This is a genomic window from Sphingorhabdus sp. EL138, assembly GCF_900258045.1.
In the GTDB taxonomy this organism is placed as follows: domain Bacteria; phylum Pseudomonadota; class Alphaproteobacteria; order Sphingomonadales; family Sphingomonadaceae; genus Parasphingorhabdus.
This window is the reverse complement of the sequence record NZ_OGVD01000004.1, coordinates 1,009,397-1,029,734: the sequence shown is the minus strand read 5'-3', so window position 1 is coordinate 1,029,734 and position 20,338 is coordinate 1,009,397. Positions and strand designations below refer to the sequence as shown.

Sequence of the window (20,338 nt, the reverse complement as noted above, 5' to 3'; positions counted from 1 at the left end):
AAGTTGCCCTGAAATCTATATTATTGAATTTTCTCGATCTTGTATCCGCGCTTTTCAAGCATGGCCTGAACAGCGTCTGGCCCAACAAGATGAGCCGCGCCCACTGCTACAAATGATATGCCGGGGCTTTGCAATCTTTTGTCCAACTGTTCGGTCCAGTCCTGATTGCGGGCAATCAAGAGTTTTTCCCGCGTTCTGGGATCTTCCAATATCCCGCCGTTGGACAGTTCCACAATCTTGTCCGTATCTCCTGAAATCCAGGCGTTGAAAAGTTTTTCAAAGGCTCCCTTTGTATCAGCCGCTTCCTCGACAACGCTGGTGAGCATGTCGCGCTGCTGCGATTCGGGCAGTGTGTCGAAATAACCAAGCTGCTGTTCTATAGTCTCCAAGCCTTCAACGGGCTTTTTAAAATCAGCAAATTGCGCGATCAGCTTTTTCTCCACGCCTTCGCTGGAATCAAGACCAAGTGCATTGGTTTGCGCGGAAGCCAAAGACAGCGCGACTGCCCAGCTTTCCATACGGTTCAAGGCAAATTCGGGGATGTTGCTCTTGTCAATTACCGCATCAAGTTCATCACGGAGCGAGGGTTCTACACGGGTTTCAATCTCCGGTTGATCAGGAGAGATGGCGAGCTTGGAAAATATTCTGGCCGCATTCTGGGTGTCCTCAAGACCGAGCACTTCGATAATCAACCGATCTGAGTCCTTCAGGGCGGTTTCCAGCAACGGCGTTCGCCAGTTCACATCTTTGGGCAATATGTGGATTGTTCCGAACATATAGGCCGTGCCTTGTTGCTCCGGCTTTGTGCCGGTCACCTTCCAAAGAGCCGGTTTGCCTTCCTTTACAGTGTTCAATTGCACTGGCGGTGCGGCGTTGGAACAGGCCGCAAGGCAAAATGTGGCGATTAAAGCGAGTAGAGCTCGAACATGAATCATTATTGCTATTTGGGCATGACAAACGCGAAAAGAAAGGTGCAGCGTTTGAAATTACCTAATATTTCACACGTTTTGCCTTCAAACCACGCTTTTTCAACTGCGCCTGCAAACTAGTTTCACCAGCAAGATGACCTGCACCGACTGCCATGAAGACAGTCCCGGGTTGGTCCATGCGCTCGTCAACCCAGACTGCCCAATTGGCATTTCTGTTTGTAAGCAGTGTCTCGTAAAGGATCTTTTCCTCCAGACCAGCATTCATCAATTCCGCGAGCGCGGTGATGTTGGCATTGGCCCAATGCGCGACCATGTTTTCCATGCCATCGGCCATTTCATCTATGGTATCCACATTGAAGTTCAGGAAGCGGATTTGAACATCTTCGGGTAGATTGTCGAAAAAACCCAATTGTTGTTCCGGTGTTTCCAGCCCGATAATCTTCATATTGCGTGCCTTGGCTTGGGAAGTCAGCGCATCTTCGACGCCGCTATTCGTATCATATCCACTTTTCATCAACGGAACGAGAGACAGGCTGACACTGGCAAACCACGGTTTCAGGGGATCAAATGCCGTGACTGGCAAATTCAGCGAAGTGAGGGCCGCTTCATAGTCAGCGCGATCTTCTTCGCTGAGCTTGTCGCGCAAGGGAACGCCCGTTTTATCGATCGCCATATCATTGACGATCTTCATCATGGCAGCCGGATCTGGTTCGATCATTTCAACCACCAGTTCATCGGATGCATCGAAAGCTTCTTTCACCGCCTCATCAAACCACGTCAGGCCTGGTTTCAGAATATGCACTGTACCGAACAGGTAAATGGTTGTGTCTTCGTCCTTGACTACCCAAAGCGCTGGATCCGGATCATCCGGTATGGTGGCAATTTCGGTTTTCTGGGGAGCTGCGTCTCCCGCAGATTGTGGCGGCGCTGCTTCGCAAGCGGCCAATCCCAGAAATACCGGAACGATAAAAAGGTAAGAAAGCCAGCGTCGCATCATGGGTAACATTTCCATTTTCATTGAAAGCAGGAAGATTTGATCGAATGCTCCGGTTAATCGAACATTTTCGGCCCAAATCCTAGCGATATTTAAGTTTTGAACAAAAAAAGATGCAGATGCTAGTCACTGCTTTACCACTCTGCTAATTGCTCAGTTAAATGAGGAGACATATGATGAGCCAAATTCACGCCCGCACCTGCCATATCTGTGAAGCCAATTGCGGCGTTTTGGTTGAAGTCGAAGGCCGTGAGATACTCTCAATCAAGGGCAATCCCGATCATGTTTTAAGCCGCGGCCATATCTGCCCCAAGGCAACGGCCATTGCCGATTTGCAGGATGATCCGGATCGCCTGCACAAGCCGGTCAAGAAAGTGAATGGCGAGTGGCAGGAAATTGGCTGGGAAACCGCGTTTCAGGAAATTGCCGCGAAGCTGAAAGACCTGAAAGAAGCTGGCGCAAAACCCGCCATGTATATGGGCAATCCCAGCGCGCATGATTATGGCATTTCGACGCAAATCAGCACCTTGCGCCGCGCGATAGGGTTGAAAAACATCTATTCCGCCTCGACGCTGGATCAGATCCCGCATCATGTGGTGCAATATCATATGTACGGCCATGTCAGCCTGGCCGCGGTGCCGGATATTGATCGAAGCCAGTATCTGGTGATTGTCGGTGGAAACCCGGCGGCCTCAAACGGCAGTATCTGGACGGTGCCGGACTTCAAGAAGCGCGTGAAGGAAATGCAGGCGCGCGATGGCAAGCTGGTTGTGATCGATCCACGCCGGACAGAAACCGCGAAACTGGCCGATGCGCATCATTTCGTGAAGCCCGGCACCGATACGGCCTTATTTATCGGCATATTGAAAGCGGTTTTTGATGACGGCCATGCCGATATCTCTCGCCTCGAGGCGATAATGGACGATAGTTGGGGGAGTATTGAGCCCGCTATTGCCGGTTTTGATATGGCTGAACTGTCGACTCATTGCGGGATAACGGTTGAAGACATGCGCGAAATAGCGGCGCAACTCGGAGCTGACCAACCGGCCGCGATTTATGGCCGAATGGGCGTTTCTGTCTGTGAATTTGGTACGCTCAACCAGTGGCTGATCCAGGTCATTAATATTGCAACCGGCAATCTCGACCGCGAAGGGGGTACGATGGTGCCGGAACCGGCGCTTGATACGATCAATTTGGTGGGTAGGGGCTCTGTGCGAAAAACTCAGACGGCCCGCGGTGAAATGCCGGTAGTTATGGGCGAATTGCCGACCATTACTTTCGCCGAGGAAATGCTGCGCGAAGATGAGGAGCGGATCCGCACCCTATTTGTTGTCACTGGCAATCCCGTCCTTTCAGCCCCTGATGGCGCGAGACTGGATAGGGCGCTGGAGAAGCTCGACCTGATGGTATCGTTTGACATGTATGTCACCGAAACCAGCCGCCATGCCGACTATATCCTCCCGCCTTGCGGCCCGCTGGAAAAGGACCATTATCCTTTCTTTTTCGGGCCTTTGGCGGTGCGCAACTATGCCAGCTATTCGCCTGCGATCTTTGATATTCGTGAGGACGAAAAAGCGGATTGGGAAATTATTGCTGAATTGGCACGTGAGATATTGGCGACGGACGGGCAGGATGTTCCCAATATCCGCGAACCACGGGACGTGCTCGACAATATGCTGCAAAGCTCACCAGCGGGGCTGACTCTGGCTGAGGTGGAGGCCGCGCCGAACGGGATTGATCTGGGGCCATTGCGACCTTGCATGGCCGATCGGTTGATGACCGAAGACAAGCAGATCCAATGTGCGCATCCCGATTTTCTGACGGAGTTACAACGCTTTGCTGACTCGTTGAGCGATGCCCGCCCGGACATGTTGCGCCTGATTGGCCGCCGCCATGTGCGGAGCAACAATAGCTGGCTGCATAACAGCAAGCGCCTGCTGAAAGGGCCGGAACGTTGCACATTGATGGTTCATCCCGATGATGCGGCCGAGCGCGGCTTGACGGACGGTGATATGGCCACCGTGGAAAGCCGGGTAAACAGCGTCGAGATTGTCGTCGAGGTCACCGATGACGTCATGCCCGGCGTGATGTCGATCCCGCATGGCTTCGGTCATGGCCGTGAAGGGGTGGGGCTGTCTGTCGCCGCTGCAAAACCGGGCGTTTCGATCAATGATCTCACCGATCCGGCAAGCTTTGACCCGCTGTCCGGCAACGCAGTCCTCAACGCGACGCCGGTAACGGTAGCGCCGGTACGAGAATTGGAAGCGGCGGAGTAGGGTAAAAACGCCAATCTCGGCTTGACCCTCTGGCGCGCTTTCGCCAAAGCAAGCGCGAAACATATTGCACTCGCGAAGAAAGCTTTCACATTGCCGGATACGAACCTGTCCCAGAAGCCTCTCAGCTTCCAGCAGATCATCCTGAAACTCCACGATTACTGGAGCGAACAGGGCTGTGCGATCCTGCAGCCCTATGACATGGAAATGGGGGCAGGGACGTTCCACACGGCGACGACCTTGCGTGCGCTTGGTCCGGACCCGTGGAATGCCGCTTTTGTGCAGCCTTGCCGCCGGCCTACCGATGGACGCTATGGCGAAAATCCCAACCGGTTGCAGCATTATTACCAATATCAGGTCATCCTCAAACCATCACCGCCGAATATACAGCAGCTTTATCTCGACAGCCTGACCGCCATCGGTATTGATCCGATGCTGCATGACATCCGTTTTGTTGAGGATGACTGGGAAAGCCCCACACTCGGTGCCTGGGGGCTGGGCTGGGAAGTCTGGTGTGACGGCATGGAGGTGACGCAGTTCACCTATTTCCAGCAAATGGGCGGATTTGACTGCAAGCCGGTTGCCGGGGAACTGACCTACGGGCTCGAACGGCTCGCCATGTATATTCAGGGCGTCGATAGCATCTATGACCTGGATTATAATGGAGCTGGAGTCAGTTACGGCGATATCTTCCTGGATAATGAGAAGCAGATGTCGGAGTGGAATTTCGAGGTTGCGAACACCGAAACACTGTTCGATCTTTTCAGGAAAGCGACGGCGGAGTGCGAGAACTGCCTTGAGGCAAAGCTCCCCATTCCGGCCTATGAACAGGCGATCAAGGCGAGTCATGTATTCAACTTGCTGCAAGCGCGCGGCGTGATCAGCGTGCAGGAGCGGGCCAGCTATATGGGGCAGGTCCGCGATCTCGCGAAGGGCAGCTGTGAAGCCTATATGACTAAGAACGGGTGGGCGGCGTGATGGCCGATTTCCTGTTTGAACTGCTCTCCGAAGAAATTCCCGCGCGGATGCAGGCGAAAGCCCGTGCTGATCTGGAGCGGTTATTTGCCGCGCAATTATCTGACGCCGGCCTGAAAGCCGCTGATATCACCGTTTACTCGACGCCAAGGCGGCTCGCGCTGATCGCAAAGGACCTGCCAGCGCAGACCGAGGCGGTGAGCGACGAAGCCAAGGGGCCACCGGAAGGCGCGCCCGATCAGGCGGTTGACGGCTTCTGCCGTAAAAATGGCGTGACCCGTGATCAACTGGAAGTGCGCGAGGTCAAAGGGCGCGCGACCTATTTCGCCGTGATCAACAAGCCGGGCCGCGCAACAAGCGATGTGTTGGCCGAAGCAATCCCCCCGATCATCAAGGCCTTCCCATGGCCCAAATCGATGCGTTGGGGCGAAGCCAGCCTATCCACTGAAAGTCTGCGCTGGGTGCGGCCCCTGTCCGGCATTGTCGCGATATTGGGCGATTATCTGGTGGAATGCGAAATTGACGGCGTGACGTCAGGTTATGAAACCGTCGGCCATCGGTTCCACCATGACGGAGTGGTAACGATCGGCAATGCTGGCGATTATGCCGAGAAACTGCGCGCCTGCCATGTGCTGGTGGATCAGGCCGAACGCGAAGCGATAGTCCGCGAAGGTGCGGCCAAGGCGGCATCCGACGGCGGGCTGGAGCTGGTTGCAGACGAAGGCCTGGTGGTTGAGAATGCTGGCCTGACCGAATGGCCCGTGCCGCTGCTGGGCGGCTTTGATCCAGCGTTTCTGGATGTACCGGAAGAGGTCATCCAGCTCACTGCCCGGGTGAACCAGAAATATTTTATCTGCCGCGACAAATCCGGCAAACTGGCACCAAATTTCATCTGCACCGCCAATATTGACGCAACAGACGGCGGCAAAGCGATTGTTGCGGGTAATGAAAAAGTGCTGGCGGCAAGGCTGTCCGACGCCAAATTCTTCTGGGAACTTGACCAGAAGACGGCGCTGGAGGATCATGCCAGGAAATTGAGCAACATCGTGTTCCATGAAAAACTGGGCACGGTTGCCGACAAGGTAGAGCGTGTGGCCAAGTTGGCCGAGTGGTTGGTTTCTTTAGAAGGGAATGGTTTTGACCAGCCCAACCCCGGCGATACATTTCATGGTGAAGTGTCCGAGGCCGCACGTCTCTGCAAAGCCGATCTCGTCACCGAAATGGTGGGCGAGTTTCCCGACCTGCAAGGTTTGATGGGCGGCTATTATGCAGAGAAACAGGGCAAGTCCAAGGCGGTCGCAAACGCGATCCGCGACCATTACAAGCCCGTCGGGCAGGGCGATGAAGTGCCCACCGATCCGGTGACGGTGGCGGTGAGTCTGGCGGATAAGCTGGATACTCTTTTATCCTTCTTTAGCGAAGAAATGTTCCCAACAGGATCCAAGGATCCTTTCGCTCTGCGTAGAGCAGGGCTTGGTTATTTAAGGCTCGTACAAGAAAACGACCTTAAGCTGGAGCTTAGTTCAGTATCTCGTTTCTGGGGTGATGATAGCGGGCTAGGTTTAGTCTTGGCAGATTTTCTTTTCGAAAGACTGGGCGTCCAACTAAAGGACGAAGGAGTTCGCCACGACTATATTCAGGCGTCACGAAAGTGGCGTGCTGGCAATGATACAGATGGCAGAGTAGATCGTGTTGAAGCTCGAGCACGCGCACTTGCGGCGTTTTTGGCAACCGAAGACGGTGCTAACCTACATGCCGGCTATAAGCGCGCTTCGAACATCTTGAAGAAAGAGAATGTCGAGCAAAGCGACGCAAAATCCCTTTCCTACACGCCTGAAAAAGCCGAAAAGGCACTGATCGACGCGCTGGATGCAGCGCAGCCGGATGTGACCGCAGCCATTGCAGCGGAAGAGTTTGAAAAGGCGATGACCGCGCTGGCCAATCTGCGTGCTCCGATTGACCAGTTTTTCGAGGATGTGACCGTGAATGACAGTGACGCTGACAAACGCGAGGCGCGGCTTGCTCTGTTGGCCCGTTTGCGTGCGGCGGTGCATCAAGTCGCTGATTTTTCCAAGATTGAGGGGTGATGTGATTGCCAATCGAGCCTGTGTGAATTGTGTGAACTTTGAAACTGCAACAGCAGATCGCACGATGACTCATCAGGATGTCATGATAGGCGAAACACACCCTGTGATTTGTGTGAACTTTGGGCCGATAATTTTCGGAGATAGAACATAGTATGACTCAATATGTATATCGTTTCGGTGGCGGCATGGATGCAGATGGTGCGCCAACGGACAGCACCGAAGCCCGCAACCTGCTGGGTGGCAAAGGCGCCAATCTCGCGGAAATGGCCAATATCGGCCTGCCGGTTCCCCCGGGTTTTACCATTTCGACGGAAATGTGCACACGCTTCATGAACGAAGGCGGGGTCTATCCCGACAGCCTGACCGGCGAAGTGACGCAAGGCGTTGCGCATATCGAAGCCGTAACGGGCAAGACATTCGGCAATGCTGCTGATCCACTGCTCGTATCCGTTCGCTCCGGTGCCCGTGCATCCATGCCCGGCATGATGGACACGGTGCTCAATCTCGGCCTGAATGACGAAACCGTAGAAGGTCTGGCGAAAACCTCTGGCGATGAGCGTTTCGCCTGGGACAGCTATCGCCGGTTCATCCAGATGTATTCCGACGTGGTGCTGCAACTGGATCATGATAGTTTTGAAGAGGCGCTGGAAATAGCCAAAGAAGATAATGGTTTCTTCACGGATACTGAGATGGAGTCTCAGCATTGGAAGGCGCTGGTGGCCGAATATAAGGGGCTTGTCGAAGAGCAATGGGGCAAGCCTTTCCCGCAAGATGTGAATGACCAGCTTTGGGGTGCGGTCAGCGCCGTATTCGGCAGTTGGCAGGCGGAGCGGGCCAAGGTCTATCGCCGGCTCAACGATATTCCCGCCGAATGGGGCACCGCTGTCAACGTACAGGCGATGGTTTTCGGCAATATGGGTGAGACATCGGCCACTGGTGTGGCCTTTACCCGCAACCCCTCCACCGGTGACAGCGCCTATTATGGCGAATGGTTGATCAACGCGCAGGGCGAGGACGTCGTCGCGGGTATCCGCACGCCGCAATATCTCTCCAAAGCCGCGCGCGAGGAAGCCAACGCCAAGCCGCTTTCCATGGAAGAGGCGATGTCGGAAACTTATGGTGAGCTGACGAATGTTTTCGATCTGCTCGAGCGCCATTACCGCGATATGCAGGATATCGAATTTACCGTTGAACGCGGGAAATTGTGGATGCTGCAGACCCGCGCGGGTAAGCGGACCGCCAAGGCGGCGCTGAAAATTGCGGTGGATATGGCGAATGACGGCCTGATTACGCAGGAAGAGGCGGTTGCCCGGGTTGACCCGATGGCGCTGGACCAGCTGCTGCACCCCACGCTTGATCCCGATGCCAAACGCGATGTGCTGACCACCGGTTTGCCCGCCTCTCCGGGCGCGGCTTGCGGGATTATCGTATTCGACTCCGATACCGCCGAACACCGCACGGAAATGGGCGATGATGTGATCCTGGTGCGGGTCGAGACTTCGCCGGAAGATATCCATGGCATGCACGCCGCCAAAGGCATTTTGACCGCGCGTGGTGGCATGACGTCACATGCTGCCGTTGTGGCCCGCGGCATGGGTCGCCCCTGTGTGTCGGGCGCTGGCGGGCTCAGCATCAATAATGAGACAAAACTGCTGAAAATCGGCGATCGTGAGCTGAAGGAAGGCGACACGCTGACCATTGACGGCAGCAACGGCCAGGTGATGGCTGGACGCGTGAAGACGATTCAACCGGAACTGGTTGGCGATTTCGGCGTGCTGATGGAATGGGCCGACAAGGTCCGCCGTCTCGGCGTGCGCACCAATGCCGAAACACCGCAGGATTGCAGGGTTGCGCGCGATTTCGGTGCGGAAGGCATTGGCCTGTGCCGGACAGAACATATGTTCTTCGAAACCTCACGTATTACCGCAGTTCGCCAGATGATTCTGGCCGCCAATGAAGCGGGCAGGCGGGAAGCGCTGGCCAAGCTGCTCCCCGAACAACGCGAGGATTTCTGCCAGATTTTCGAAGTCATGGTTGGACTGCCGGTGACGATCCGCTTGCTCGACCCGCCATTGCACGAATTTTTGCCGCATCATCAGTCGGAATTTGAGGAAGTGGCAGCCGCAGCCGACGTGGGCGTGGAAACACTGAAACAGCGTGCCAATGAACTGCACGAATTTAACCCGATGCTTGGCCATCGTGGTTGCCGGCTTGGTGTGACCTATCCCGAAATCTACGAAATGCAGGCGCGTGCGATATTCGAAGCGGCCTGTGAAATAGCCGAATCCAGCGGCGAAGCACCTATTCCGGAGGTCATGATACCGCTGGTGGCCACAGCGCGTGAACTGGAGTTGATGAAAGATGCTGTCGACCGGATGGCGGAAGAGGTTTTCGCTGAAAAAGGCCGCCGCATCGAATATCTGGTGGGTACCATGATCGAGCTGCCCCGGGCCGCCTTGATGGCCGGGAAAATTGCCGAGCATGGTGAGTTTTTTAGCTTTGGAACCAATGACTTAACGCAGACTACTTTGGGCGTGTCACGTGACGATGCCGGACGCTTTCTGACCCAATATGTCGACAAGGGTATTTTTCCACGCGATCCATTTGTCAGCCTCGACGTCGAAGGTGTCGGGCAATTGATCGAACTGGCCGCAGAGCGCGGCAGGGCAACGCGCGGCGATATCAAACTCGGCATTTGCGGCGAACATGGCGGTGATCCCGCATCGATCGCGTTCTGTGAGGAAAGCGGCCTGGATTATGTCAGTGCATCACCTTATCGGGTACCGATTGCGAGGCTCGCTGCGGCTCAGGCAGCACTCAAAAAGCGCTAGTCAGCTGGGCCTTTGAGGATCTGATCTACCAGCGCGTCATCGACATTGAATCTCCAGTTCTGGATTAGGCGGCGGGGGTGGAGTTTACTGTTCAGGCAGGACAGATGACAATAGACACCATATGAGATGGCGAGGTTGTCCTTGCTGCTCATGTCGCGAAAAGAGAGGCTGGTGAGGTTCTCGGGTTCAATATCCTTGTCGCAGAACACGCAGGGACTCAAGCCCCCGGAAATTTTCTCGATTTCCTCGGATGAAGGTGGATTGACGTTTACATCGGCATTAAGCCGAGTGATCAAGCCGGTAATCGCCACATTCCATCCAGCGCTGTCCTGAAGATCCTCGGACCACAGATCAAGCAGCTCGGACTCTCCCAAAACTTCGGAAACGGCCATTTTCGCCTGCTCGACAAGCGCGGCATCGGGTTTTGCGAAATTATCGACCTTTTTCAGCACGTCCTTAGGTGCGTCTGGAGCGATTTGGCCCATCAACATCGCAACAATCTCAGCCGCAGCGATGATTTCAGATGCCAGATCAACGTCAATGTCTGCTTCTTCAAGATCAGCCAGCGCATCAAATTTGGCGGCAACATCCTCCAGGCTTGAAATCCCGGATACCCAGTCGAGTGCGCTGTCATTTTCAAAGCTGCCCGGACCCCAAGCGCCCATATTCCCTGCTCCTCAAATCAATGGGCAGATAAATAACAGCGTTTCGCAAAAAACAGGTTAAAATGGCTTGCCAGCAGAAGAATCTCCCCCTATCTGACTGCCTTCAATGCGCGCCCGTAGCTCAGCTGGATAGAGTACTTGACTACGAATCAAGGGGTCGGGAGTTCGAATCTTCCCGGGCGCGCCATTTTCCGCATGTTGAACGTCAGAAGACTTTGACCTTCAAGTCACAAACTGGCTCAAAATGAGGAAAATCGGCAGAGCTGCCGTCCGTGCGGATCGCAGCGAAGATGCTGAAAGAGCCCTCTGCTATTGGTACTGCGTGAGGTCTGTATGACCGCTTTTGAGGTTGCCGAACGAATTCTGCACAACTAGATTCACGGTATTGTCCCACATCAATTACAGCATCATGGAGAAATGCCGTGACAAAAACCCTGCTTGACGAAGTGGCTTATACTATGGAGGCGCCAGAATGCTTGCTGTCTCATCTGCCGTATCTACTCCAAGACTTACCATCATTGAGTGGTGTGGAGGATGACGTTGTAGATGTGCTGTGCGAAGTCGGCCTTCCTGTTGGCAGCACTGTTCTTGACCTTGGATGCGGACGAGGCGACATATCGATGCGGGTAGCACGCGCTTTTGACGCCGAAATCACAGGCGTAGATGCTCATCCGCCATTCATTGAGATCGCGCGCCAATTGGCGGAAGAAGCGATGCTGGAGTCACGCTGCCGATTTGTAGCCGAAGACCTGCGTATGTGTCTGGCAAAACCCGCCCGCTTCAATGCCGTTCTGATGATCGCGGTCGGACCAGTGCTTGGCGATTCTGCCAAGACTATGAGCATGCTTCGCACCGTAGTGCGCGATGGTGGTTGGATTATCATCGACGATGGATATCTGGAAGACGGCGTGCCCCCACCCGAGGACTATGAAAATCTTTTGGAACAGAAGGCGATGGAAGCCGGGTTAACACGTTTCGGTGATGCAATCGTCGCGCGGCGGATAAGAAGCCCTGCGTGGAGATCGTTTAACGCACTTGCCCTTGAAACCATTCCCAAGCGCGCTGCAGATCTCATAGAGTTGTATCCGGAACTCAAAGACACGATCAACCAATATGTCGCAAGACAGTTTCAGGAAGTATCTTTGATGGATGGCCCGGTGATCCCAGCACTTTGGGCAATCCAGAAGACCGTCGACTAAAACCCACACTGCACACCTCTTCAAACATCCTCAATGCACCTTTCTGCTGTTGTCTGAAGTGTCCTGACAAACGGGAGACCTTGGCGGTGAAGGGCAGTTCTGTCCGCGTTGCGGTCCTCACCGCAGATCGCAATGGAGGTTTGGTCTGGATCAGAAATGCTTTACGTTTGGGGCAATATTGCGTGACGCGGCCGCTTGATAGGTTTCAGATAGTCCGTCGCATCGAGTGAAAGATGCGAGATGCTCCACCTCAAACATTATTGAAGATACGGTCATAGGTGCACTTGCACTGCCGCGCTGCGGGGCGTAATCTAATGGCATTAGATATTCTCCCACGCGTAAAGGATTGCTTTTTGGCCGACTATTCTGACTCTTTTGATGATGCTCTTGCTGCCCGCGAAGCCGCTAAAATTCCTGTTCCCGATGAAGTGCAGGAGGCAGTTAAAACATTGCTACGCTGGTCGGGTGAAAACCCAGATCGCGAAGGATTGCTTGATACGCCCAAGCGGGTTGCGCGTGCTTGGAAAGAATATTGTGAAGGTTATCAGGAAAACCCTGCCATCCATCTGGCGCGAACTTTTGAAGAAGTCGGCGGTTATGATGAATTGGTGTTGCTGAAAGACATTCCTTTTCATTCCCATTGCGAGCATCATATGGCGCCTATCATTGGCAAGGCCAGTATCGCTTACATGCCCACTGACCGAGTCGTTGGTATCTCCAAACTCGCGCGCGTACTCCACGGATTTGCACGACGTTTGCAAGTGCAAGAGCGTCTGACGGCAGAGGTCGCGCAGTGTATCTGGGACAATCTGAAACCACATGGTGTAGCGGTCGTTATAGAGGCCAGCCATAGCTGCATGACAGCGCGCGGTGTGCGGACACCTGGCGTTGGCATGACGACCAGCCGTTTATTGGGTTGTTTCCTTGATGATGCACGCAGTCGCAAGGAAGTGATGAGCCTGATGGGCTATTAGGCAGGTGCCTATTCCATCCACATACGCATGAGATTATATTGCAGCGCCTGCATGCGCGTGTAGTTTTCGTCTCTCATATTGAGGCCTTCCAAGGCAGCAACTTCGTTCAGCTCATACATGAGGTAGCGTTTCATAACGTCCCGGATTCGGCTTTGGATGAAAGTGATGGCGACCATTCTTTCGCCTTCGGAGATAGGCTCAACTTCATGCAATGTATGGGAAGGATAGACAATTGCCGTCCCGGGCAGGCCCTTGAAGCGCATTCCGGCTTCGCCCTGCGTCACATGTAGCGCACCGCCCTTGGAATCATTCGGTCCGTTCAAAAAGATAGTGCAACTGATATCGGACCGAATGGGACCATCTGGCAGAGGAATGATGGCACTGTCTGCGTGCAAGCCATAGTGCATGCCTGGTTGGTAACGAGTGATCAGCGGCGGAGCGATCTTTTCTGGAAATGCGAAGTCCATAAATTCCGGGTTTGTCATCAATGCGTCATGGAGGATTTTGGATGTCTTGTTATAGGCATCAAGATCATGAAGCTGCAGGTTGTTCTTCACTTTTGAATGGGGATTGCTGATTTTCCCGTCCACAAACTGCGCGCTACCAGCGATGGCTTTAATTTCGTTAACTTGACTTTGATCCAATATTTTGAGCTGTTTGAACATTATCTTCTCGTTTCAATCCAATTTATGGCCTCGGCCACCAGAGGGAAATTTTCGGCTGTTTCTGCGACCCATGATATCGCTGTTCGAATGGCGTCTGCGTGATTTCGATTTGCCTGAGCAAGCAACTCTTGCCGCAAGTTCGGACTATAATCATGTTCCGGTGCTTTGGAATAGGAAGACATGATGGGGCCTGATACCAACTCGCTCGCCTTTTGCTCCGACAGGTCAAGGCCGAAATGGGATGCTGCTGATACCAACTGTCCGGTAGGATCCTCAAGGAACGATTCAAAATCCATCCACAAGATGTTGGCAGCCTGACTTGCCTTCTCAGCCACGAACAGGGTCACGAGTTCACACATCCAACTCATCGCCACACGCTTGGCCAGCGATAATTCCCATAAATGTGCCGGTGCCTCGCCCAGATTCAGGGACAATCGCTTCAATCGTGCGCCGGCCATCATGTGTGTTTCCTGCACAGAGGCTTCGCCCGCCAATATTGTCGGGATATAGCGGTCCAGTGGAGCATAGAGGAATAGCGCGTCAGTAGGTGTCGCCAAAAGCTGTGGAGCCAATTCGCTGACAAAGCTGCTTGCCTTGATCATCACCCGTTGATCAGGATGGAATGAACGCGATAACCATTGAACGGTTTGGGAAAATCGCTGCGCGTAAACTTCTGGTGACCAGGGGCTTTCTGGTTCGTCCTTAATTTGTGATATTTCGCAGAGCGTCCGCAGCAACTGCGGTTCTCTTAACGCCAATAGCTTGTCAATCTCGCCAAGTAGTCGTGATAACAGGGTAGACCCGACATGCCCGATATGGAAAATATACTGTGGCTTGGCGGTTTGCGGCATGTCGACCGCAGATAATTCCGACCAGGGTACCAGCTGTCGCTGCAATTGCGGGGTTATAATGCGCTGGTCGAGGAAACTGGCCTTGCGGTAATCGCCTTCGGTCAAATGCGACAGCAGCACCTGATCGGATGGCAGGTCAACCAGATGGGGCAGAAGCCGGGCATCCTGAGAAAACTGATTTTGCCAGCTATTGGTCAATATGCCCTCAATCCTAAGAAAAAGCCCGGAGGCGGATTGTTACTCTGTAACGCACCAGCTCCGGGCTTTTCAATCACTTGCTGAGAAAAACTATGCTTTGTCTTCAGCGCTTTCTTCTGTTTCTTCAGCAGCTTCCTCGGAAGTTGCTTCCTCTGAAGCTTCCGCAGCGTCTGTTGCTTCGGTTTCTTCACCGTCGTCTTCGCTTTCAGGTGCCAAAGCCGCAGCAGCCAGTTCAGCCTGCTCTTCTTCAAACATCTGGGCTATCACGTCGATGCCGTCTTTCTGCAGTTCAGCTTCGTCGTCAGAGCGAGCCACATTGACCTCAACAGTGACAGAAACTTCAGGGTGCAGGCGGATGCGCACGTCGAATACACCAAGCGTCTTGATTGGTTTTTCGAGGATGACCATGCTTTTTTCAACATGGGCGCCATCAGCATTGAGTGTTTCAACAATATCGCGAACTGAAACCGAACCGTAAAGCTGGCCGCTGGCGGAAGAGGCACGGATCAATACGATCTGTTTGCCATCCACATTGCCGGATGCTTTTTCAGCATCTTTGCGTTTCGCTTCATTGTCCGCTTCAATCTGCGCACGATTGGCTTCGAAAACCTTCTTGTTCGCTTCATTGGCGCGCAAGGCTTTCTTGTTAGGCAGCAAATAGTTGCGCGCATAACCGTTTTTCACGGTTACGACATCGCCAATGCCGCCCAGTTTTTCGACTCGTTCGAGCAAAATAATATCCATGTCTCTTGCTCCTATTTCACGAGATAAGGCAGCAGGCCGAGATGGCGTGCGCGTTTAATTGCCTTGGACAATTCGCGCTGCTTCTTAGCAGAAACTGCGGTGATACGACTAGGTACGATCTTGCCACGCTCGGAAATATATCCCTGCAGCATTTTTACATCTTTATAGTCGATGGGTTGTGCGTTCTTACCGGAAAAGGGGCAGCTTTTGCGGCGACGGAAAAATGGACGTCCCATATTGATTACTCCTTTTCTAGCTTAACTATCGTCGCGGTCACGGCGAGGGCGGTCACCACCACGATCTCCGCCACCACGGCGTGAGTCACGGTCTGGCTTGCGCATCATGACTGACGGGCCTTCTTCATGCTCGTCGACGCGGATGGTCAGAAAGCGGATGACGTCTTCGTTGATACGGGTCTGACGTTCCAGCTCGGCAATTACGTTGGTTGGCGCGTCGAGACGCAGCATAACATAATGGGCTTTGCGGTTTTTCTGAACCTTGTAAGCCAGCGTACGCAGGCCCCAGGTTTCAGTCAAAACGACTTTGCCATCATTGGCTTCAACAATTTTAGTAGCTTCCTGGGCGAGACTATCGACTTGAGATTGGCTCAAGTCCTGACGCGCGAGGAAGACATGCTCATAATGCGGCATGCTTCATTTCCTTCATGTTACCGATCGCTGACGCCGCACCATGCAGACACGCCCCTCCGGCTTTCTTCTATTTCCCGTGATTCTTTTACAGGAATCGCCGGGAAGCGCGGCCTATGGCGAAGTTTTTCCTACAATGCAAGAGCTGGCTGACTTTCCTTTGGTCAAAATGACCTTGATCGTCAGATGCACCATTCCAGTTCATGCTCGGTAGCGCTGCGATTTTCCGCTTTTACCCGGTTCGTGACCATCCGGCCATAGAGTCTTTTGACGAGATTGCTGCCGGTATTTTCAAACAGAAACGGGAAAATTCCGTGCAAAAGACAGGCAAAGCCAGCTGCAATCATTGGGATGCCAAAGCTCGATGCCATCATGAAATGCTCGGCATAGGTTTCCCCGACTGATGCTGGATGTTCGGTAAAAAGCTTCATATCTGCTCCTGATCTGATCTCGGCTATCGTAATAATCGATCGGAGCACAAAATCTTTGCCAAATCTCAGCGACAATGACTTCAATTTAGAAAATATTTTTGCCTGAGACTGGCAAGTTAGAAAATATTTTCAAATCATCATTAATTGCCGGATTCAAAGCAATTGAATGGCGAGCATCGAGAGCAGGAACGCCATGGCCGTCGTCATGATGACCGGTGCAAAGCAATGCCAGCCATGTGACATCAATCCGGCCAGATTGGACTTTATCGCGGCTGCCACAACGGCGAACAGCAATAATGTGCTGGCCAACCGGTTGCCCGCATCAACCAGAAAAGAGGGCAGGGCTACCAGGCTGTTCAGGGCCACCAGCACGATGAACCCGATAATGAACCAGGGCATGCCCTGTCGAAGGCCAATTTTCGGCGATGACGGGTCGGTATCTTTCACAGCCATTTTCTGAAGCACCATTGAGACAATGATCAAAACCGGCGCAAGCAGCGTCACACGAGAGAGTTTCACCACCGTTGCAACCTCTCCGGCTTCGGGAGAATAGGAAAAGCCGCCCCCGATGGCCTGGGCGACATCATGAATCGAGGCACCAATCAAAAAACCTGCCTGTTTGTCGCTCAGATTCAGAAATCCCGCAATGGCGGGATAGAAAGTCATGGCGAAGGCACTGGCGATCGTTGTCCCCAGCAAAACGATGGTGAAGCGCGACTGATCTATTCTTTTGGTGCCGATGATGCTCCACAGCGCCAGCGCGGCGGAGGCGCCGCATATCGCTGTTGCTCCGCCGGCCAGCAGGCCAAAAAGCGGATCGAGCTTGAACAGTCTGGCGGCGATGATGCCAGTGAATATGACAATCGTCATAATGGCGATCAGCGCAACAAACGGGATTATGCCCAGACTACCTATTTCGGCAAAGCTGATCCGCATGCCGATCAATACGATGCCGATACGCAATAATGTTTGCGATGAGAAATCCAGCCCCGTTGACAGGCGCTTGTCGGCATTCACGAAGCTGAGCGCCAGTCCCAGCAGCAGACCCATTAATATAGCGGGCGGACCATAATGTTCACTGAGCCAGAGCGCAGCCAGCGAAACCACAGCGACCAGCATAAGGCCGGGTAAGTGAGACAAAAATGTCTTTTTCTGAGTGGGTTCGGCAAGTTGCAACTCACCATATAAGTCAGCCACCAAAGGAAGTTGACGATCATGTTGTGACAATCTGGTCTCCGGTCCAATGGTGATGATATGCGGATCGTCGGCACATTAGGCGAGCGGAAGGGGAATGCAATCCACTTAATGTCCAGACAAAGCAATCCCGCTCTTTTCAAGACTCAGACATTTCATACCTCTTAAGCATTGCTATCTGCTTGCTTATAAAACGGCTGCGCTCGGCGCGCTCTCAGTCGAGATTCCTACTCGATCAGATACAGCCCAAGCGAACAAAAAGGAGCCCTGCCGAAACAGGGCCCTAAGTATTGTGCCTTTGGGAGGCGAAGTAACAACAGGAACGTTTTTTAGAATTCAAACCCAACAGTCACGCCATATTGCCGCGGTGCAATTCCGGTTCCGAACGTGAACAGACCGGCCACTGGTAGCGCAGAGCTCAGTCCGCGGCTGTCCGTCAGATTACGTCCGAAGGCCCGGACATATATTTCAGTGTCATCGCCCAGGATATGGGTATATGTGATCGATGCTGACAGATCGTCCTGCGCTTGATGCAGCCCGCGGGGGTCGTTCTGTCCGAAATTGCCCGGAGCGGCGACAATGGTGGTCTGGTAGGAACTGGTCGTACTATATTTCGCGTTGAGATTAATCGTACCGTCACTGCCAAGAGCGACTTCATAATTTCCCGCGATTGAAAATGAGACATCCGGCGTTCTGCGCAAGTCACGGGAAGACGCATCTTCGCCAGCATCCTGAATGCCGTCCAGGTTTACATCGATGAAGAAATCATCGTAGCTGGCGTCAAGGAGGCCAAGAGAACTGGTAATAGTGAAACCTTCGAAAAGCTCTGCTCGCATATCGATCTCGGCCCCGAAAATGGTCGCATTGGCGGCATTTAGAGTGACTGTTTCTTGTGGATTTGGAGAGCCTGGAGGAGTCGCTTGCACCACATCCTCCTGCTTGTCATTATACCTACTGTAAAAGCCCGCTATGTTCAAAGTTACACGACCGTCTGCGAACTGGGTTTTGGCTCCGAGTTCGAAGGAGTCAACGGTCTCGGGATCAAAGGACACAGCCACTGACGACGGGCTGTTGGCGCGGCCGTTAAATCCGCCTGATCGATAGCCTCGCGCATATGAACCGTAAACGAGGATATCGTCGCTGAACCGATAGTCCACACTGACACGGGGTGTGAACTGGCTCCAGTCATCTTCGTTGGACAACGCGAGTAGCGGACCAGGTCCGGCAAAAATCGAACGCGTATATTCTTTTTCGTCCTTCGAATAGCGCGCGCCGAGACTGACACGGAGTTGGTCAGTCAACTCAATATCAAAATCTGCGAATGCAGCATATGACTTCGTCTCATGATCGGTTTCAGCCGGCAGCGTAAACCCGGTTGGCAGCGTCGTGCCCTGTTGCAGTTGATATTCATTGTTGAAATAGAACAATCCGACAACGCCGCTGAAGCCCTGTGCAAACTCGCCTGCCAAACGCAATTCCTGGCTGAACTGTCGATATTGCTGCGCCCGGTTAGTGGTGAAGAACGAGATGGATGCACCATCAAAATCCTGGATTACGAGTTCGTCAGACTCTTTCAGCGCAGTTATCGAAGATAGGGTGAGGTCGCCTATGTCATAATTTATCCGTGCGGAATAGGAGTCCTCTTTAAACTGGACATCGCCGAGCACGTTGCCGAAAACCGTGTACAGGTCTTCGCGCGTATTGCGATTACACTGCTCAGCCAGCGCGGGAACAGGAACTCCGCATATGGCTTCACCGGTTTGAGATAGCGAAGCAACCGCGGGGTCACCGCCGATTTTTGTGACCTCGGCGGTTAGCAGTATTTCAAGAGCATCGCTTGGTTCTATCAGTATCGTACCGCCGGCACCGCGTACACTGTTCGAGCCGGTCCGTTGCCCCAGCGTCACGTTGTTGTAAAAGCCATCGAAGGTACGGTCAGAGAAAAACAACTTTGCGCCGAATACATCACCATCCCCGAAATTGAAGACAGCGTTATAGTCCTCGCGGCCATAGTTGCCGAAACTGGCCTCAGCACGCAAACCGAACTCTTTGGTTGGTCGTGTCCGTTCAACATTAATCACGCCGCCGATTGTGTTTCGGCCAAAGAGTGTTCCCTGCGGGCCCCGCAAAACTTCAATTTGTGCAAAATCAAAAGCGTTGGTGAGCTGAGCAGTATTGGTGCCGATAAAAACGCCGTCAATCACGACGCCAACAGTGGGCTCAAAACTCTTCTCGACATCTTCAAAACTGACCCCGCGAAGTGAAATAGCGCCAGCACCGGGACCAGCGCCCACAGGATCAATCACCAGACTGGGCGACAATGTTTCAAGATCTTCGATATTCAACGCGCCTTGCGCACCCAGCTGTTCGGGACTGACCACCGTCACTGCCAGCGGTACGTCCTGCACAGACTCGGAATCACCGCGCAAACGACCGGTCACAACGATGATGTTATCTTCTTCAGCGCTTTCACTTTGCTGGGCAAAGGCCGGCGTGCTGATGCCCGCCATCAAACTCAATATTGTCCCAGCCGCTAAGCTCCGCTTTAAAACCTGACTGTTGTTGCTCACGACAACTCTCCTCCCTTTGAACAGCCTATTTATTTTGGCCATTTCCATTAATTAATTGATCATTCATATAAAAAATGAGTGGATCATTCTCCACAATCAAAACTGACAGTA

Annotated in this window: 17 protein-coding genes and 1 tRNA gene; 7 read left to right on the top strand and 11 right to left on the bottom strand. The window is 53.3% G+C overall.

Annotation, left to right across the window (positions count from 1 at the left end; translation table 11 throughout):
• Window positions 1-20: 20 nt before the first annotated feature.
• Window positions 21-935, bottom strand: coding sequence for a TraB/GumN family protein (locus tag DK507_RS14880; RefSeq protein WP_109357106.1), 915 nt, complete (start codon window positions 933-935; stop codon window positions 21-23).
• 55 nt (window positions 936-990) lie between these two features.
• Window positions 991-1,926 (bottom strand): TraB/GumN family protein, encoded by a 936-nt coding sequence (locus DK507_RS14875; RefSeq protein ID WP_254054401.1) that lies wholly within the window; start codon window positions 1,924-1,926, stop codon window positions 991-993.
• A 170-nt stretch (window positions 1,927-2,096) separates the two neighbouring features.
• Between DK507_RS14875 and DK507_RS14870 the strand changes: the two genes are divergently transcribed.
• From DK507_RS14870 to ppdK, 4 genes are all read left to right on the top strand, one after another.
• A complete protein-coding gene (locus DK507_RS14870; protein ID WP_254054400.1) occupies window positions 2,097-4,199 on the top strand; it encodes a molybdopterin oxidoreductase family protein in 2,103 nt (700 codons plus the stop codon).
• Window positions 4,200-4,289: 90 nt separating this feature from the next.
• On the top strand, window positions 4,290-5,174 hold the full coding sequence (locus DK507_RS14865; protein ID WP_254054451.1) for a glycine--tRNA ligase subunit alpha: 885 nt from the start codon (window positions 4,290-4,292) through the stop codon (window positions 5,172-5,174).
• Entirely contained in the window at window positions 5,174-7,258 is a 2,085-nt protein-coding gene (glyS, locus tag DK507_RS14860; protein ID WP_109357708.1) for a glycine--tRNA ligase subunit beta, read from the top strand. Before DK507_RS14865 ends, glyS begins: the two co-directional genes overlap by 1 nt.
• Window positions 7,259-7,410: 152 nt before the next feature.
• Window positions 7,411-10,089, top strand: coding sequence for a pyruvate, phosphate dikinase (ppdK, locus tag DK507_RS14855; protein WP_109357104.1), 2,679 nt, complete (start codon window positions 7,411-7,413; stop codon window positions 10,087-10,089).
• On the opposite strand, the gene DK507_RS14850 is transcribed toward ppdK, so the two are convergent.
• Complete coding sequence (locus DK507_RS14850; RefSeq protein ID WP_109357103.1) at window positions 10,086-10,754, bottom strand: DUF4259 domain-containing protein; 669 nt, start codon at window positions 10,752-10,754, stop codon at window positions 10,086-10,088. The two genes, ppdK and DK507_RS14850, sit on opposite strands and share 4 nt — an antisense overlap.
• 110 nt (window positions 10,755-10,864) lie before the next feature.
• Here DK507_RS14850 and DK507_RS14845 point away from each other — a divergent pair.
• The 3 genes from DK507_RS14845 to folE all read left to right on the top strand — a co-directional run bounded on the left by DK507_RS14845 (window position 10,865) and on the right by folE (window position 12,927).
• Window positions 10,865-10,941: transfer RNA gene (locus DK507_RS14845), tRNA-Arg, on the top strand.
• 235 nt (window positions 10,942-11,176) lie between these two features.
• Complete coding sequence (locus DK507_RS14840; RefSeq protein WP_109357102.1) at window positions 11,177-11,953, top strand: cyclopropane-fatty-acyl-phospholipid synthase family protein; 777 nt, start codon at window positions 11,177-11,179, stop codon at window positions 11,951-11,953.
• Window positions 11,954-12,306: 353 nt separating this feature from the next.
• Window positions 12,307-12,927 (top strand): GTP cyclohydrolase I FolE, encoded by a 621-nt coding sequence (gene folE / locus DK507_RS14835; RefSeq protein ID WP_254054399.1) that lies wholly within the window; start codon window positions 12,307-12,309, stop codon window positions 12,925-12,927.
• Window positions 12,928-12,935: 8 nt separating this feature from the next.
• Here the strand turns inward: folE and DK507_RS14830 are convergent, their stop codons facing one another.
• From DK507_RS14830 to DK507_RS14795, 8 genes are all read right to left on the bottom strand, one after another.
• Window positions 12,936-13,592 carry a Fe2+-dependent dioxygenase gene (locus tag DK507_RS14830; protein ID WP_109357100.1) on the bottom strand — a complete coding sequence of 219 codons (657 nt, stop codon included), beginning with the start codon at window positions 13,590-13,592 and terminating at the stop codon, window positions 12,936-12,938.
• Entirely contained in the window at window positions 13,592-14,641 is a 1,050-nt protein-coding gene (locus DK507_RS14825) for a hypothetical protein (protein WP_109357099.1), read from the bottom strand. Before DK507_RS14825 ends, DK507_RS14830 begins: the two co-directional genes overlap by 1 nt.
• Window positions 14,642-14,731: 90 nt before the next feature.
• Window positions 14,732-15,385: a 50S ribosomal protein L9 gene (rplI, locus tag DK507_RS14820; RefSeq protein WP_109357098.1), complete on the bottom strand. Its 654-nt coding sequence runs from the start codon at window positions 15,383-15,385 to the stop codon at window positions 14,732-14,734.
• 11 nt (window positions 15,386-15,396) lie between these two features.
• Complete coding sequence (rpsR, locus tag DK507_RS14815) at window positions 15,397-15,621, bottom strand: 30S ribosomal protein S18 (protein WP_108810187.1); 225 nt, start codon at window positions 15,619-15,621, stop codon at window positions 15,397-15,399.
• Window positions 15,622-15,642: 21 nt separating this feature from the next.
• Window positions 15,643-16,035, bottom strand: a complete 393-nt coding sequence (gene rpsF, locus DK507_RS14810) for a 30S ribosomal protein S6 (RefSeq protein ID WP_109357097.1) — start codon at window positions 16,033-16,035, stop codon at window positions 15,643-15,645.
• Window positions 16,036-16,214: 179 nt separating this feature from the next.
• Window positions 16,215-16,463: a DUF6356 family protein gene (locus tag DK507_RS14805; RefSeq protein WP_109357707.1), complete on the bottom strand. Its 249-nt coding sequence runs from the start codon at window positions 16,461-16,463 to the stop codon at window positions 16,215-16,217.
• A 153-nt stretch (window positions 16,464-16,616) separates the two neighbouring features.
• The gene (locus DK507_RS14800; protein WP_254054398.1) at window positions 16,617-17,690 is read right to left on the bottom strand and encodes a YeiH family protein; all 1,074 of its coding nucleotides are present in this window, start codon (window positions 17,688-17,690) and stop codon (window positions 16,617-16,619) included.
• Between the two features lie 296 nt (window positions 17,691-17,986).
• Complete coding sequence (locus DK507_RS14795) at window positions 17,987-20,227, bottom strand: TonB-dependent receptor (RefSeq protein WP_162559070.1); 2,241 nt, start codon at window positions 20,225-20,227, stop codon at window positions 17,987-17,989.
• Window positions 20,228-20,338 lie beyond the last annotated feature (111 nt).